General features: G+C 57.7%; 14 protein-coding genes. 6 read left to right on the top strand and 8 right to left on the bottom strand.

The genetic code is table 11. The features are described 5' to 3' along the window. Nucleotides 1-15: 15 nt before the first annotated feature. Nucleotides 16-1479 carry a xanthine dehydrogenase small subunit gene (xdhA, locus tag FIU92_RS20415; protein WP_152460541.1) on the bottom strand — a complete coding sequence of 488 codons (1464 nt, stop codon included), beginning with the start codon at nucleotides 1477-1479 and terminating at the stop codon, nucleotides 16-18. 155 nt (nucleotides 1480-1634) lie between these two features. Between xdhA and FIU92_RS20410 the strand changes: the two genes are divergently transcribed. After that, a complete protein-coding gene (locus FIU92_RS20410; RefSeq protein WP_152460540.1) occupies nucleotides 1635-2537 on the top strand; it encodes a LysR family transcriptional regulator in 903 nt (300 codons plus the stop codon). A 53-nt stretch (nucleotides 2538-2590) separates the two neighbouring features. On the opposite strand, the gene FIU92_RS20405 is transcribed toward FIU92_RS20410, so the two are convergent. Further along, nucleotides 2591-3823 carry a urate hydroxylase PuuD gene (locus tag FIU92_RS20405; protein WP_152460539.1) on the bottom strand — a complete coding sequence of 411 codons (1233 nt, stop codon included), beginning with the start codon at nucleotides 3821-3823 and terminating at the stop codon, nucleotides 2591-2593. A 101-nt stretch (nucleotides 3824-3924) separates the two neighbouring features. Between FIU92_RS20405 and FIU92_RS20400 the strand changes: the two genes are divergently transcribed. Then, nucleotides 3925-4845, top strand: a complete 921-nt coding sequence (locus FIU92_RS20400) for a LysR family transcriptional regulator (protein ID WP_152460538.1) — start codon at nucleotides 3925-3927, stop codon at nucleotides 4843-4845. Between the two features lie 5 nt (nucleotides 4846-4850). On the opposite strand, the gene uraH is transcribed toward FIU92_RS20400, so the two are convergent. Further along, entirely contained in the window at nucleotides 4851-5204 is a 354-nt protein-coding gene (gene uraH, locus FIU92_RS20395) for a hydroxyisourate hydrolase (RefSeq protein WP_152460537.1), read from the bottom strand. A 146-nt stretch (nucleotides 5205-5350) separates the two neighbouring features. Between uraH and puuE the strand changes: the two genes are divergently transcribed. The 3 genes from puuE to FIU92_RS20380 are packed head-to-tail and all read left to right on the top strand — an operon-like array spanning nucleotide 5351 to nucleotide 8723. Next, on the top strand, nucleotides 5351-6763 hold the full coding sequence (gene puuE / locus FIU92_RS20390) for an allantoinase PuuE (protein ID WP_152460536.1): 1413 nt from the start codon (nucleotides 5351-5353) through the stop codon (nucleotides 6761-6763). Then, a complete protein-coding gene (locus tag FIU92_RS20385; protein ID WP_152460535.1) occupies nucleotides 6760-7245 on the top strand; it encodes an ureidoglycolate lyase in 486 nt (161 codons plus the stop codon). Before puuE ends, FIU92_RS20385 begins: the two co-directional genes overlap by 4 nt. Nucleotides 7246-7298: 53 nt before the next feature. After that, nucleotides 7299-8723, top strand: coding sequence for a uracil-xanthine permease family protein (locus tag FIU92_RS20380; RefSeq protein WP_152460534.1), 1425 nt, complete (start codon nucleotides 7299-7301; stop codon nucleotides 8721-8723). Nucleotides 8724-8888: 165 nt separating this feature from the next. Here the strand turns inward: FIU92_RS20380 and bhcD are convergent, their stop codons facing one another. From bhcD to bhcA, 4 genes are all read right to left on the bottom strand, one after another. Further along, nucleotides 8889-9854, bottom strand: coding sequence for an iminosuccinate reductase BhcD (gene bhcD / locus FIU92_RS20375; RefSeq protein WP_152460533.1), 966 nt, complete (start codon nucleotides 9852-9854; stop codon nucleotides 8889-8891). A 116-nt stretch (nucleotides 9855-9970) separates the two neighbouring features. Then, on the bottom strand, nucleotides 9971-11134 hold the full coding sequence (gene bhcC, locus FIU92_RS20370) for a 3-hydroxy-D-aspartate aldolase BhcC (protein ID WP_152460532.1): 1164 nt from the start codon (nucleotides 11132-11134) through the stop codon (nucleotides 9971-9973). 27 nt (nucleotides 11135-11161) lie between these two features. Further along, complete coding sequence (gene bhcB, locus FIU92_RS20365) at nucleotides 11162-12130, bottom strand: beta-hydroxyaspartate dehydratase BhcB (protein WP_152460653.1); 969 nt, start codon at nucleotides 12128-12130, stop codon at nucleotides 11162-11164. Then, nucleotides 12130-13320, bottom strand: coding sequence for an L-aspartate--glyoxylate aminotransferase BhcA (bhcA, locus tag FIU92_RS20360; protein WP_152460531.1), 1191 nt, complete (start codon nucleotides 13318-13320; stop codon nucleotides 12130-12132). The genes bhcB and bhcA overlap by 1 nt, the downstream gene beginning before the upstream one ends. A gap of 169 nt (nucleotides 13321-13489) precedes the next feature. On the opposite strand from bhcA, the gene bhcR reads away from it, so the two are divergent. Continuing rightward, the gene (gene bhcR / locus FIU92_RS20355) at nucleotides 13490-14338 is read left to right on the top strand and encodes an HTH-type transcriptional regulator BhcR (protein ID WP_152460530.1); all 849 of its coding nucleotides are present in this window, start codon (nucleotides 13490-13492) and stop codon (nucleotides 14336-14338) included. On the opposite strand, the gene FIU92_RS20350 is transcribed toward bhcR, so the two are convergent. Then, complete coding sequence (locus FIU92_RS20350) at nucleotides 14316-15188, bottom strand: bifunctional allantoicase/(S)-ureidoglycine aminohydrolase (RefSeq protein WP_152460529.1); 873 nt, start codon at nucleotides 15186-15188, stop codon at nucleotides 14316-14318. The genes bhcR and FIU92_RS20350 overlap by 23 nt on opposite strands. Nucleotides 15189-15331 lie beyond the last annotated feature (143 nt).

Raw genomic sequence — 15331 nt, 5'->3', positions numbered from 1 at the left:
GTTGTCGTCTCCTGATCAGGCACAAGCCAGTTGAACGGGGGTGTCGGTTTCGCGGTCGTTTTCAAGGAAGAACCGGCGCAGCAGGTTTTGGGCGGTCAGCATCCGATAGTCCGACGATGCGCGCCAATCTGTAAGAGGCGCGAATTCCTCGGCCAGCGCTTCAGCGGCGGCTTCGAAACTTTCGCGTGCCCAGGGTTGGCCGTTCAGCGCCGCCTCAGCTGTCGATGCGCGTTTGGGCGTGGCGGCCATGCCCCCGAATGCGATGCGCACATTGCTGATGATCCCGTCTGTGACGCTCATGTGCAGTCCGGCGGCCACGGAAGAAATATCCTCGTCACGGCGCTTGGAAATCTTGTAAGCCGCATCCAGATCATCGGGTCGGGGCAGGGGCACGTGTATGCTTTCGACGAATTCGTCGGGCCGGCGGTCCTGCTTGCCATAGTCGATGAAGAAGTCAGCCAGAGGCAGGGTTCGGCGTTCGGAACCGCGCCGCAGAGTGATTTCCGCGCCAAGCGCGATGAGAACCGGCGGCGTGTCCCCGATGGGTGAGCCGTTGGCGATGTTTCCACCCACGGTTCCCATATTCCGCACCTGCCACCCTGCGATGCGATCCCAGTAGGAGGACAGGTGTGGCAGGTGTTCAGACAGAAGGTCCTGGCAGTCGGTGTAGCTGGCGCCGGCGCCGATCAGGAGGAGAGACCCCTGTCTTTCGACTGTTTTCAAGTCTTCGAGATGACCGGTGAAGATGGCGGGGCCAATGTCGCGCAGGAACTTGGTCACCCACAGGCCCACATCGGTGGCTCCGGCCACGATCGTGGCGTTTGGATATGCTTGCAGGCATTCGGCAAGATCATCGACGCTGGATGGCAGAATGCTCAGGTTGTTTTCGGGTCCGGAGACCACGCGCCGCCCGTCCTTCAGGGCCGCCAGACGCGCGGTCATGGTTTCGCGTTCGGTGTTCAGATGATCAGATGCTGGGGTGCCGTAGCGGCTGACGGCAATGGCCGCTCGGATGATCGGCTCATACCCGGTGCAGCGGCACAGGTTGCCCTGCAATGCGGTTTCAACCTGTAATTCGGTCGGTTCCGGAGTTTGCATCCAAAGCGCATAGAGGGCCATGACGAAGCCCGGTGTGCAGAACCCGCACTGGCTGCCATGGTGATCGACCATGGCTTGTTGAACCGGGTGCAGCCGGCCTTGAGGCCCGGACAAATGTTCAACCGTCACGACATGACAGCCGTCGACAGAGGCAAGAAACCGGATACAGGCATTGACCGGAGTATAGCGCAGGCCCGTGCGCCCAAGCCGTCCGACAAGCACGGTGCACGCGCCGCAATCGCCTTCGGCGCAGCCTTCCTTCGTTCCTGTCAGCCGGCGTTCCAGGCGCAGGAAATCAAGAAGTGTCTGACCTGCCGACACGTCTGGGACGGCGACATCCTTGCCATTGAGGACAAATTGGATGTGGGTGCGATGCGTCATGGAATTCTCCCTCTGCCCCTGCCTTCCGGAGGGTGGTCAGAGGAACCATAGGATCAAAGATTGAGGTGGAAAATCGCTGCAAATGGCAAATACTTTCAACAGATCGTTGAAAAAGATGGGGCCATACCGCATTCTTTCGCTGCTGGGAGGTTCCAATGTCTTACATCGAAAGTCTGCGTGTTTTTGTCCGAGTGATGGAGCTGGGCAGCATCACCTCTGGCGGGCGTGATCTTCGGCTGACCCCGGCGGTGGCCAGCAAACGGTTGAAAGAGCTTGAAAACCATCTGGGTGTGCGGCTGTTCAACCGAACCACCCGGTCGATGACACCAACCGAAGTGGGGACGGTTTTCTACGATGAAGCCAAGGCGGTCCTGCTGGCGCTTGATCACGCCGAAGCGCGTGTCGCCAGCTTTTCCGATGCGCCTCGGGGGGCGATCCGCATCACCGCGCCTTTGGGTGTCGGGCGCAGAATCGTTGCGCCTCTGGTGCCGGAATTTTCTGACCGCTACCCGGAAACAGAGATTCGCATGCGTCTGTCTGATCGCAAGGTGGACATTCTGGCCGACGGTCTGGATATCGCCTTTTTCATTGGTGAACCCGGCGATTCAACCATGAAACTGCGGAAGTTCGCGGATTGTGATCGTGTTCTGTGCGCTTCGCCCGATTACCTGTCGCGGTTTGGGACGCCCAAAACACCGGATGATTTGTTGCACATGCCCCATAACTGCCTGTTGCTGCGTTATCCAAGGTCTCCGGAATACTATTGGACCCTTCGCACTGACATGGGACCGCGAAAGCTTGAAGTTGGCGGTAAATATGACGCGGATGATGGTGATGTGCTGACGGACTGGGCTTTGGCCGGTCGTGGGATCGTCAACAAGCCGCGCTTTGACGTGCGGGAGTTTCTCGAGGATGGGCGGCTGGTCGAGGTCCTGCCCGAGACGCCCCCCTTGCCAACGATTTTCGGGTGTCTTTATCCGCACAAAAAGCTGCAAGATCCCAAGGTGCGCCTTTTCGTCGAACATATCGCACAGCACAGCAAACGCTTTTTCGCGTAAAGAAAACCGGGCATCACGGCCCGGTTCGCTGTCATCGTTTTGCACGCAGGCGACTATTGGTTTCTGACTTCACGCACCCATGCGATGAGGGTTTGGCGCGCCTCTTCATCCATTTGCACTGCCGATGGTGGCGGCATTGCGTGGCTGATCCCGGCTTGCAGATAGATCTGGTCAGCATGTCGGGCGACATCGCCGGGTGTCTCAAGGTAAACTTTCTTCGGGGCCCATTTCATGGTGCCGTACACCGGCTCGCGGGCGTGGCACATCGAGCAATTGCCCAAGACCGTGTCATAGGCATCTTCGAAGCCTGCGGCGGACGCATATTTCTGCTCGTATGGCGTCAGCTCGCGCGCTTCGGCGTCTTCCCATGTCTCGGTGTTTCTCACCGAAGACAGCCAGGCGATCACGACCATTAGCAGAACCGTCACGCCCCAGGTCCAGTGCGGGCCTTTCCCGGTTGCGTGCATCGTGTTGAAATAGTGACGGATGGTGACGCCCGTCAGAAAGATCAGGCTGGCGATGATCCAGGAATACTCGGTGCCGAAAGCAAGCGGATAGTGGTTCGACAACATCAGGAACACGACCGGCAAAGTCAGATAGTTGTTGTGCGTGGATCGTACCTTGGCGATCTTGCCGTATTTGGCATCAGGTGTCCGACCGGCCTTGAGGTCTTCGACCACGATCCGTTGGTTTGGCATGATCTGAAAGAACACGTTGGCCGTCATGATCGTCGCAGTGAAGGCGCCAAGATGCAAAAGCGCGGCACGACCGGTGAAGATCTGGTTGTAACCCCAGGACATGATCACCAGGATCACGAACAAAAGCAGCATCAGAACGGTCGGGTGATCGCTCAGCTTGGATTTGCACATCTGGTCGTAGAGCAGCCAACCAATGGTCAGTGATCCGCCGGAAATCAGAATCCCCTGCCACAGCGCCAGGTCCACTTTGGTTGGATCCAGAAGGAACAGCTCGCCCCCGACCCAGTATATGATCATGAGCAACGCCGCACCTGACAGCCAGGTCGTGTAACTCTGCCATTTGTGCCAGGTCAGGTGCTCGGGCATGCGCGAGGGCGCAACCAGGTATTTGACGGTGTGGTAGAAGCCGCCGCCATGTACTTCCCATTCTTCGCCGTAGGCCCCGTCCGGCAGGGCTGGGTTCGGCTTGAGCATGAGGTCCAGCGCGATAAAGTAGAATGACGCCCCAATCCACGCCATCGCGGTGATCACATGCAGCCAGCGGAAGGAAAAGGCGATCCACTCCCACATCACGGCCAAGTCATACATGGCTTTGCTCCTAAGATTCTTTGCTTCCGGTTACTCTATGCGAGTGTGTTTTGTTCTGGTATTGCTGGTAAAGACCAAGCAGTATCAAAAAATGCAAAAAAATGTCCTACCTTGATAACATCAGAACCTTTGTCCGGGTCTATGAATTGGGCAGCATGTCCGCCGCGGGCCGTGATCTGAGAGTTTCGCCAGCCGTCACGTCGGCGCGTATATCGCAATTGGAAGAGCATCTTGGCGTGCGTTTGTTCCAACGCACGACACGCAGCCTGACGCCCACCGAGCAGGGAAAATCTTTCTATCGTGGCGCGGCAGAGATCCTAGAAGCAGTCGAAAGTGCCGAAGCCCAGATCGTCAATCTTACCGAAAACCTGAAAGGGTCACTCTATGTCGCGGCGCCTTTGGGGGTCGGGCGTCGGTTGATTGCGCCGCAGGTCCCGAAATTTCTCGCCGAGTACCCCGAGGTGAACGTTCGGTTAAGGCTTACCGACCGAAAGGTAGATCTGACAACCGAAGGTCTGGACTTGGCATTTTTTCTTGGTCAGCCAGAGGACAGCAACCTGCGTATTCGCAAGATCGCGGATGTCGAAAGAGTGCTTTGTGCATCCCCGAAATACATCAAAAAGCGCGGGATGCCCGAAAGCGGGGACGCGTTGATCGCTGATGAGCACGAATGTCTCAATTTGCGGTTCCCGGGCGCGACCGAGTTTCAATGGCTTTTGAGGACCGATACGGGGCCAAAACGGTTCCGGGTTTCCGGGCGCTACGAGTCAGACGATGGCGACGTGCTGACAGACTGGGCCCTTGGCGGACATGGTATCGCGTTGAAGCCGATTTTTGAGATCGCTCAACATCTCAAGGCCGGGACACTGGTTCCGGTGGCGGAAAAGACGCCGCCAGAACCGATTCAGATGGCATGTCTGTTTACGCACCGCCGTATGCAGGACCCCAAAACGCGGCTTTTCATGGAATTCATAATCGAACGCATCGGGTCGTCGATTGCGGCGGCAAATACGGCCCGGTAGGTCGCTCAGCTGCCGCGATAGGTCGAGTACCCGAAGGGCGAAAGCAGCAGAGGCACGTGGTAATGCGAATGTTCGGACATTCCAAACTGGATCGGGATGACGTTCAGAAAGCGCGGGTTTTCAGGTGGTGTGCCGCAGGCATCAAGGTAATCCCCGGCATGGAAGACAAGTTCGTAGTCACCTGTTGAAAACTCTGCTTCGGGCAGAATTTGTTCGTCGGTCCGGCCGTCGTCATTGGTGACCAGAGTTTTCAGCAACTGGCGGTCTGCACCTTCAATGCGGAACAGTTCGATTTTCAATCCTTCGGCGGGGCACCCCCGGGCCGTATCCAGAACATGTGTTGTAAGGTAACCGGTCATTTGCGCTACTCCTCAAGTTATACAGTTACTAGTCTGTTTTCGCATCCAGGAGCAAAGGCAGTCTGTGGGAAGCTGCTTTCTGCATTTTTTGAAAAACATCTTTGATTATCTGGGGTATTGATCAATTCAAGAAGAAGGAAACCGATGTGAAGCCTTATCCACGAGACATGACCGGTTACGGTGGGCAAGTTCCCAAAGCAAACTGGCCGAACGACGCCAAAATCGCCATTCAGATCGTGCTGAATTACGAAGAGGGCGGTGAAAACAACGTTCTGCACGGCGATGCCGCATCCGAAGCGTTTCTGTCCGAGATCACCGGAGCCGCCCCTTGGCCGGGGCAACGGCACTGGAACATGGAATCGATCTATGAATACGGCAGCCGCGCGGGGTTCTGGCGCGTGCATCGCCTTTTGCAGGATCTGCCTGTTACCGTCTACGGTGTTGCAACCGCTTTGGCGCGTGCACCTGCACAGGTTGCGGCGATGAAGCATGCCGGGTGGGAGATCGCCAGCCACGGTTTGAAGTGGATTGAACACAAGGACATGGGCGCAGAAGAAGAACGTTCCCAGATCCGCGAAGCAATCCGCCTGCACACAGAGGTTACAGGTCAGCCGCCCCGTGGTTGGTATACGGGCCGCTGTTCGATGAATACGGTCGAACTGGCCGCCAGGGAAGGCGACTTTGCCTATATCGCCGACAGCTACGCCGACGATCTGCCATATTGGATCAAGGCAGGGGGCAAGGATCAACTGATCATGCCCTATACACTGGACTGCAACGATATGCGCTTTGCAATCCAGGCTGGGTTCACCAATGGGGAACAATTCGAAAGCTATCTGAAAGACAGCTTTGACATGCTCTATGCCGAGGGTGAGGCGGGCGCGCCCAAGATGCTCTCGATTGGGTTGCACTGCCGTCTGATCGGTCGCCCGGGTCGCGCCATGGCGCTGAAACGCGCACTTGATTATTTCAGAAACCACGACGGTGTCTGGTTCGCAACGCGCGAGCAGATTGCCGACCACTGGGCCAGGGAACACCCACCGGTGCAACGGCTGACCCCGTCCGAAATGGATCGACCAACCTTCGTGTTGGAATTCGGCGGCGTGTTCGAGCATAGCCCGTGGATTGCCGAAGGTGCGTATGAACTGGAACTGGGCCCGACGCATGACAATGCCGCTGGTGTCCACAGCGCGCTGGCGCGTGTGTTCCGTTCCGCCTCGCCCGAGCAGCGCCTTGGCGTTCTGACAGCCCACCCGGACCTGGCGGGCAAGCTGGCCGCCGCCGGCCGCCTGACCAAGGAAAGCACCGCGGAACAGGCCGGTGCGGGTCTGGACATGCTGACCGATGAAGAACGCGCAACGTTCACGGCGTTGAACGAAGCCTACACGACCAAGTTCGGCTTTCCTTTCATCATTGCCGTCAAAGACAACACCAAGGCCAGCATTCTGGAAGCCTTTCGCCGTCGCATCGACAATGACCGCGACAGCGAATTTGCCGAAGCCTGCCGTCAGGTCGAGCGCATTGCCGAATTGCGCCTGATCGAGAAGTTCGCGCAATGACGGCTGCCTTGAAACTCCGCCCCTTGACGTCAGAGGCATTTGCACCTTTCGGCGATGTCATCGAGGCGGCTGGCCAGGTGGATAAGCTTATTAATCAGGGTAAATGCGCCCGCTATCACGACCGGGCCGTGTTGGATTTCCACGATGGGCGCGCGGGTATCAGCGTGTTTCAGTCCGAAGCCTTCAGCCTGCCGATCAAGTTGGAAATGGTGGAACGCCATCCGGATGGCAGCCAAGCCTTTTTGCCTTTGTCGGACAAACCATTTGTCGTGGTCGTGGCCCCGGATGAAAACGGAACACCCGGGCGCCCCATCGCCTTCAAAACAGCGCCCGGGCAGGGTGTGAATTATCGTCGCAACACCTGGCATGGCGTTCTGACCCCGCTTCATGCGCCCGGACTTTTTGCGGTGGTCGACCGAATTGGGGCCGGGCCCAACCTCGAAGAGCATTGGTTCGAGGAGGCTTTTGAAATCACAGAATGAGGCGCGTTGCCGGAAGAGGAGCCGGCTGCGAACCTCAAGGGAGGAAAGACCAAATGTCAGATGCATCCATCGGAACGCCGGAACAACTCCGCGATCCGAATTATACTCCGCCGCTGCTGAAGGCGGTGCCGCTTGGAATTCAACATGTACTGGCGATGTTCGTGTCCAACGTCACGCCAGCCATTATCGTTTGTGGCGCGGCCGGTTTCGGCTTTGGCTCGAACAGCCCCGATTTTCCGCAGATGATCTACATGATCCAGATGTCGATGTTCTTCGCGGGCGTCGCCACGTTGTTTCAATCCATTGGTGTGGGGCCTGTTGGTGCCCGGCTGCCGATCGTGCAGGGGACATCGTTTGCCTTTATCCCGATCATGATTCCACTGGTGGTAGGCAAGGGCGTTGACGCAATTGCCGTCCTGATGGGCGGGGTCGTTGTCGGTGGCTTGTTCCACGCCTGCCTCGGGTTGTTCATAGGGCGCATTCGCTTTGCTCTTCCGCCGCTGGTTACGGGCCTTGTGGTGACCATGATCGGCCTGGCACTTGTCAAAGTCGGCATCCAATATGCCGCCGGCGGTGTGCCCGCCATTGGTACCGAGGAATATGGCTCGGGTCTGAACTGGTTCATGGCCGGAACCGTAATCGTGGTCACGCTTGGCCTGAAATTCTTTGCCCGGGGCATGTTGTCGGTGTCGGCGGTTCTGATCGGACTGCTGGTCGGATACGCCGTGGCCTTCCTGCTTGGCCAGGTGAATCTGGGCAACGTCGGCAATGCGGCATCCTTTGCTCTGCCGAACCCCTTGCATTTTGGCCTTGAATTTTCGGTCGCGGCCATCATCGGTTTCTGTGCAATGTCTTTTGTTTCCGCCGTTGAAACCGTTGGGGATGTATCCGGTATCACCAAAGGGGGCGCTGGCCGCGAAGCCACCGACAAGGAAATACAGGGCGCGACCTATGCTGATGGTCTTGGTACTGCGATCTCTGGCCTGTTTGGGGCGCTGCCGAACACGTCGTTCAGTCAGAATGTCGGGTTGATTGCCATGACCGGCGTCATGAGCCGCATGGTCGTGACCATCGGCGCGCTTTTCCTGATCGTTTGCGGGCTTATCCCCAAAATCGGGGCGATAATCTCGTCCATTCCGATCGAGGTTCTTGGCGGCGGCGTGATCGTGATGTTCGGCATGGTTGTTGCCGCAGGGGTTTCGATGCTGTCGGACGTGAACTGGAACCGGCGCAACATGGTGATTTTTGCAATCGCCCTGAGCCTTGGGCTGGGTTTGCAACTGGAACCCAACGCGTTGCAATACTTGCCTGGCACATTGAAGGTTCTGGCGACATCAGGAATCCTGCCCGCCGCCGTCATCGCTATTGTATTGAATCTGGTGCTTCCCGAAGAACTTTCCGACGAAGCGACCGAAGAGGTCTCGGGCGGCATGGCCGGTCATGGTCTTGGGTCCATCGAGCAAGACGACCACGTCTGATACGTTCGACCTGATACACTGATCGCCCTGAAAAAACATGAAGCGGCGCGCCTTGGCGCGCCGCGTTTCATTTTTTGGTCACCATTTAATGGAGATCTGCTGTCAAAAGTTCTCCGCCTAAAGGAACCGCCGAGACAATGCCCAACAGGGTGTCGCCATCTGGCTTCAGAAATTGACCTCGATCGCGACCCCTTTCCGAACGGCGAGGTCAACCACGGACGCAGCGACCGCAAGATCTTGAAGGCCAACCCCCGTGCCATCGAACAGCGTGATCTGATTGTCCGATATCCGGCCCGGATCGGTGCCGTTGATGACCGCGCCAAGCTGCGCCACATCGCTTTCTTGGATCAGGCCTTCGGCCACCGCGTGCTGCGCTTCGCCGATGCTGACGGATTGCGCGACTTCGTCCGTGAACACGCTTGCCCTGGCCAGAAGGGCGGCTTCGACTTCCTGTTTTCCTTTTGTGTCCGTGCCCATGCAGGCGATATGAGCTCCGGCGCTGACATGGTTCGCCATCAGCGAGGGCGCAAATGCCGAAGTGATCGAAATGATCACATCCGCCTCAGTCATTTCGTCAAGCTCTACCGCCTGGAACGGAACACCGGCTTCATTGGCGACCTTCTCGATATTCGGCAGCATTTCGGGGTGATAGTTCCAGCCTATGACCTTTTCAAAGGCGCGCTGCTCCAGTGCCGCGCGAAGCTGAAAGGCTGCCTGGTGGCCAGCACCTATCATGCCTATGACCTTGGCGTCGCTACGTGCGAGATGCTTGATCGATACCGATGATGCTGCCGCCGTTCGAAGGGCCGTCAGAAGGTTGCCGCCGACCATCGCAGATGGCTTGCCCGTGTCGGGGTCGAAAAGAAAAACGGTGGACTGGTGGTTGATCAGCCCGCGTTTTTCCAGATTGTTCGGCCAATAGCCGCCCGCCTTCAGTCCCAACGTCAGGCCGGCGCGGTCAAACCCCCCTTTGAAGCCGTATAGTGCATCTTCGTGCCCGATGGCTTCACGCACGACAGGGAAGTTGTAGGCGTCGCCGGACGCCATTGCGGCAAAGACCTGTTCGACCGCGTCAAAAGCCGCTTGTCGGGTCATAAGGTCAGCGATCTCACGCTCGGGTACGATCAGCATTTCATTCTCCAATCAAACATTCGTGCGCCCGCGTGCCACCGCCGGAAGGAGAGCATACACGCGGGCGGCTGTCTGGCTGCTTCCGAGCCAGCCCTCCCAAACAGAGCAAGTTCGAATCAATAAGCGCGTCCGCGGGCGGATACGGGCCAGACGGTCTCGACCTTGCCGTTGCGAACGCCGACATACCAATCATGTACATTTGCGGTTGGGTCGCAGTGCCCCGGAACCAGCCTGAGCTTGTCGTTGACCTTCAGCACACCGTTCGGGTCCATCACGACGCCGTGTTCGTCCGAACATTTGATGTACTCGACATCATCTCGGCCGAAGATAACGGGCAGACCGCTGTCCACCGATTGCGCCTTGAGGCCCGCATCGACGATCGCCTTGTCCGCCTTAGCGTGGCTCATGACGCTGGTCAGGATGAAGAATGCGTTTTCCCACTCGCCTTGATCGATCCGGTTGCCGTCCTTGTCCAGGATCCGGCCATAATCGGCGTCCATGAAGGCGTAGGACCCGCATTGCAGTTCGTTGTACACGCCCGAGTTGGATTCGAAGTAATATGAGCCGGTGCCGCCGCCCGAGACCAATTCGCACTCGATGCCTTCGGCTTTGAGGCCTTCAACCGCGTCTTTTACCATCGAAATTGCGGTGTCGAGCTTTTCCTTGCGCGCCTCATAGCTGTCGAGGTGCTGCATTGCGCCCTGATAGGCCTGAATGCCGGTGAATTTCAGGTTCTCGGCTGCTTCGACCGCTTTGGCGATTTCGATCACGTCGGATGTTGTCGTCACACCGCACCGGCCAGCGCCGCAGTCGATTTCGACGAAGACCTCCAACTGTGTTCCGTGATCCACCGCTGCGCCTGAAAGATCCGCGACATTGTCCAGATCATCGACACAGACGATGATGCGGCTGCCCAACTTTGGCAGGCTGGCAAGACGGTCGATCTTGGCGGGGTCACGCACCTGGTTCGAGACCAGAACGTCCTTGATACCGCCGCGCACGAACACTTCGGCCTCTGAAACTTTCTGGCAGCAGACGCCAACAGCGCCTCCGATCTTCTCCTGCAATTTGGCCACGTCTACCGATTTGTGCATTTTTCCATGCACGCGGTGGCGCATGCCGTGCGCCTTGGCATAGTCGCCCATCTTCTTGATGTTGCGTTCAAGCGCGTCGAGATCGAGCACAAGAGAGGGGGTCTGGATATCTGCTTCATCCATTCCGGGCTTGGCCGGAATGTCAAAGCCTACTTCGAATTCGTCGAGATTGGTCATATCTTTCATTTCCGTATTCCTATGTCGGGATTGATGTCACGCGTTCAGCCAGGGCAGCCTGTCCAGATCGACATTGCCCCCGGTTATGATCAGGCCGACACGCTTGCCTTTGAATGCGTCCGGGTTCTTCAGGATCGTGGCCAGCGGGACGGCCGAAGATGGCTCCATCACGATCCGAAGGTGTTTCCACGTCAGCTTCATCGCATCGATGATCTCTTGCTCTGAGGCCGTGTAGATTTCAGAGACATGGTTCGACACGAAATGCCAGGTCAGCTCTTTCAGTGGAACCAGCAGCCCGTCGGCGATCGTCTTGGGTGCGTCATCCGCGATGATGTGGCCGGCCTTGAAGCTGCGATAGGCATCGTCAGCCTGTTCAGGTTCTGCGGCGATGATCGCGGTTTCCGGGGCGAGCGTCGACAGGGTCAGACAGGTGCCGGACACCATGCCGCCCCCGCCGATAGGTGCGACAACTGCATCCAGACCGTCGGTCTGTTCGATGAACTCGCGCGAACAGGTGCCTTGCCCGGCAATCACCCGCGGATCGTTGTAGGGGTGGACGAAATCCCCGCCCGTGGCGGCCTGAACCTCGGCAAAGGTTGCTTCGCGCGACGAGGTGGAGGGCTCACATTCCGTGATCTTCCCACCATAGCGCCGCACCGTGTCTTTTTTGGCCTGTGGCGCTGTGCGCGGCATGACGACGTTGCACGGTATGCCGCGCTTCATTGCCGCATAGGACAGGCACGAGGCGTGGTTGCCCGAAGAATGGGTTGCAACGCCTTTCTTGGCCTGATCGTCATCAAGGCCAAACACGGCGTTTGCAGCGCCGCGAACCTTGAAGGCGCCCGGTTCCTGAAAGTTTTCACATTTGAAGAACAGCTGTGCACCGCTCAGCTCGTTCAGAAAGTCCGAAGTACGTACCGGTGTGCGGCGGATGAAAGGTTCAATCCGATCATGTGCCGCCAGCACGTCCTCGTAGGTCGGGATATACATGTTGCAGTCCTTCATCATGCGGCGTCCTTTTGAACGGCGCCCGAATGACCGCGATAGTATTCCTGCGCAGCCGCCACGCCCGAGCCCAACTGGATGTTCAGGCCCAGGTCGACCATGCACATTTCAGCAGTGGCAATCCCGGACAGGGCCATGACATCCGTCAGGCTTCCCAGATGCCCGATGCGGAATACCTTGCCCGCGACTTCGCCAAGGCCGACACCGAAGGCAACGCCGTATTTTTCGGCCGCGTGCGTGACAATATCGGTGGCGTTGAAACCGTTTGGCGTGCGGATCGCGCTGACGGTGTCAGAATATACCGAAGGGTTCGCCGCGCACAGGTCCAGCCCCCAGGCGCCCACGGCGGCACGTACGCCTTCGGCAATACGGTGATGCCGGGCAAAGACGTTTTCCAAACCTTCACCCAGCAGCATGTCACAGGCCTGATTGAGGCCATTCATCAAGCCAACCGCAGGTGTGTAGGGGTATGCGCTGTTGGCATAGCCTTTCGCCATGTCGTGCACGTCAAAGAAGGTGCGGGGCAGGGTCCCTGTGCTGGTCGCGTCCATTGCCCGCTGGCTGAACCCGACGATGGCAAGGCCCGCAGGCAACATGAACCCTTTCTGCGAACCCGTGACGGCCACATCAACGCCCCATTCGTCAAAACGAAAATCCATGGATCCGATCGATGAAACACCATCGACGAACAGCATTGCGGGGTGCCCAGCAGCATTCAGAGCCTTGCGTACAGCGGCAATATCCGATTTCACACCGGTCGCCGTTTCGTTATGCGTGGCAAGAACAGCCTTGATTTCGTGGCTTGTGTCGGCGGTCAGAATCTCTTCGTAACGATCGGCTGGCAGCCCTTCGCCCCAAGGGGTTTCGACGATCTCGACATTCAGACCGTGGCGCTGGCACATATCGATCCAGCGATGGCTGAACATGCCATTGCGCGCCGCCAGAACCTTGTCACCGGCCGACAGGGTGTTGGTCAGCGCGGTCTCCCAGCCTCCTGTTCCGGTCGATGGGAAGATGAAGACTTCTGCGCTGTTGCTTTTCAGGACTTTCTGAACACCCGCGCGCGCTGGATGTAGGATTTGCCCGAACAGTGGCGAACGGTGGTCGATCGTAGGCATGTCGCAGGCCTTGCGCAGGCTTTCCGGGATGTTGGTCGGGCCCGGAATGAAAACGGGATTTTGAAAGCTCATGGGTGGTCTCCTTCCGTCGTTGACCACACAATAAGTTCTAGCCGCTCTGCCCGATATATTTTTGAAAAAGACTTTCAAAACACCACGTTTTGAATTTAATTTATAATTGTCAATGTGTTATATTTTTCATATCATGAATTAGTCTTTCACGAATGATCAAAGGGTTTTTATGGATTCTCAAGACAATACTCGCGAAGTCCGCAGAAAAGCCCGTGGAAGACCACGGGGATGGGACGACAAGACAGCGCAAAACACGATCAAATCTCTGGACCGTGCGATGGAAGTTTTTGAGTATTTGAGTGAAGCGCAGGGCAAGGCGTTAACCGCGCTGTCCGACGAAATGGGCCAGTCGCCCGCCACGGTTTACCGAATTCTCGTTACACTAGAGGGCAGGGGACTTGTCGAGTTCGATCATGACGAGCAGGTCTGGCACATCGGTCCTCGTGCGTTCGTAATCGGTTCGCGCTTCCTGCGTCGCACCAGCCTTGTGGACCGGGCCCGACCTGAGATGCGAAAGCTGATGGAGGCCACCGGCGAGACCGCAAACCTTGGGGTCGAAAAAGAAGGAATGGTGCTGTTCCTGAGCCAGGTGGAAACCCATGCCAGCATCCGGGCGTTTTTCCCTCCGGGCACGCTGTCTCCGATGCACGCATCGGGCATCGGGAAAGCTTTGTTGGCATATATGGATGAAGATCGGCTGGACCGGCTGTTGGCCAAGACGGAACTGCGGGCCTTCACGGACCGGTCGATTACCAGCCCGGCCGCGCTGAAAGAAGATCTTGCCACGGTCAGGGCACAGGGCTTCTCGATAGACAACGAAGAAAAAAACGCGGGTATGCGATGTATCGCTGCGCCTGTTTTCGATATCAACCGAGAGGCTGTAGCCGGGATTTCGGTATCCGGACCGACAAGCCGCGTCAGCGAAGCCGAAATCGCGCGCCTGAGCCGCCCCGTCATCGAGGCGGCGCGTCAGTTAACTCTGGCCATCGGCGGGACTATTTCAGCGCCGCTGTCCTGAGGCGCCGGTGCTGCGGATAAGCCGCTGGCCCCGGCCGCAATGCCATATGACGGTTCACGTCTTTGTACAGCAGGTAACGGAACTTACCCGGCCCGCCTGCATAGCAGGCCTGCGGGCAGAACGCGCGCAACCACATGTAATCGCCGGCCTCGACCTCTACCCAATCATTGTTCAGCCTGTAGACGGCCTTTCCCTCAAGAACATACAGACCATGTTCCATCACATGTGTTTCAAGGAAAGGAATGACAGCGCCGGGCTCGAAAGTCACCACGGTCACGTGCATATCGTGCCGCAGGTCACTTGGGTCGACAAAGCGCGTCGTGGCCCATTTGCCGTCGGTTCCGGGCATCGGCGTTGGCGTGATCTCATTTTCGTTGAGAACCAGAACGTCCGGGCGGTCAAGCCCTTCCACCGCTTCATAAGCCTTTCGAATCCAATGGAAGCGCAGGGTCTCACCGCCTCGGTTTCGTAAGGTCCAGTTGCATTCAGCGGGCAGGTAGGCATAGCCGCCGGGTGTCAGCTCGTAGGTCGTGCCGTCGGCCGTCAAGGTCGCTGTGCCTTCGACCACGAACAAAACGCCTTCGGCTTCGGGATCGGTCTCGGGCCGGTCAGAGCCACCGCCGGGCTGAACCTCCATGATGTATTGCGAAAAGGTTTCGGCAAAGCCGCTGAGCGGGCGTGATATCACCCATAAGCGGGTGTCGTCCCAAAACGGCAGAAAACTGGTCACGATATCCCGCATCGTTCCCTTTGGGATCACTGCATAAGCGTCAGTAAATACGGCGCGGTCAGTCAGCAATTGCTCCTGACCAGGATGCCCACCGTGTGGCGAATAATACTTGGCGGTCATGCATGCTCCTGAAAAATGTCATATGCCTGAAATATGCGCCGAAGGATCGGGGCGGACCACCCGCAAAAAGTTGACAGCTCTATTCGTGAAGATTTGAAAAATCAGAAATTGGCCGTCAGTAAGCGCGCGCAGCATCGGCATCA

Origin of the sequence: Ruegeria sp. THAF33 (assembly GCF_009363615.1) — a bacterium.
GTDB lineage: Bacteria > Pseudomonadota > Alphaproteobacteria > Rhodobacterales > Rhodobacteraceae > Ruegeria.
Note: the sequence above shows the minus strand (reverse complement) of the source record. Positions and strands in the feature narration are given on the sequence as shown.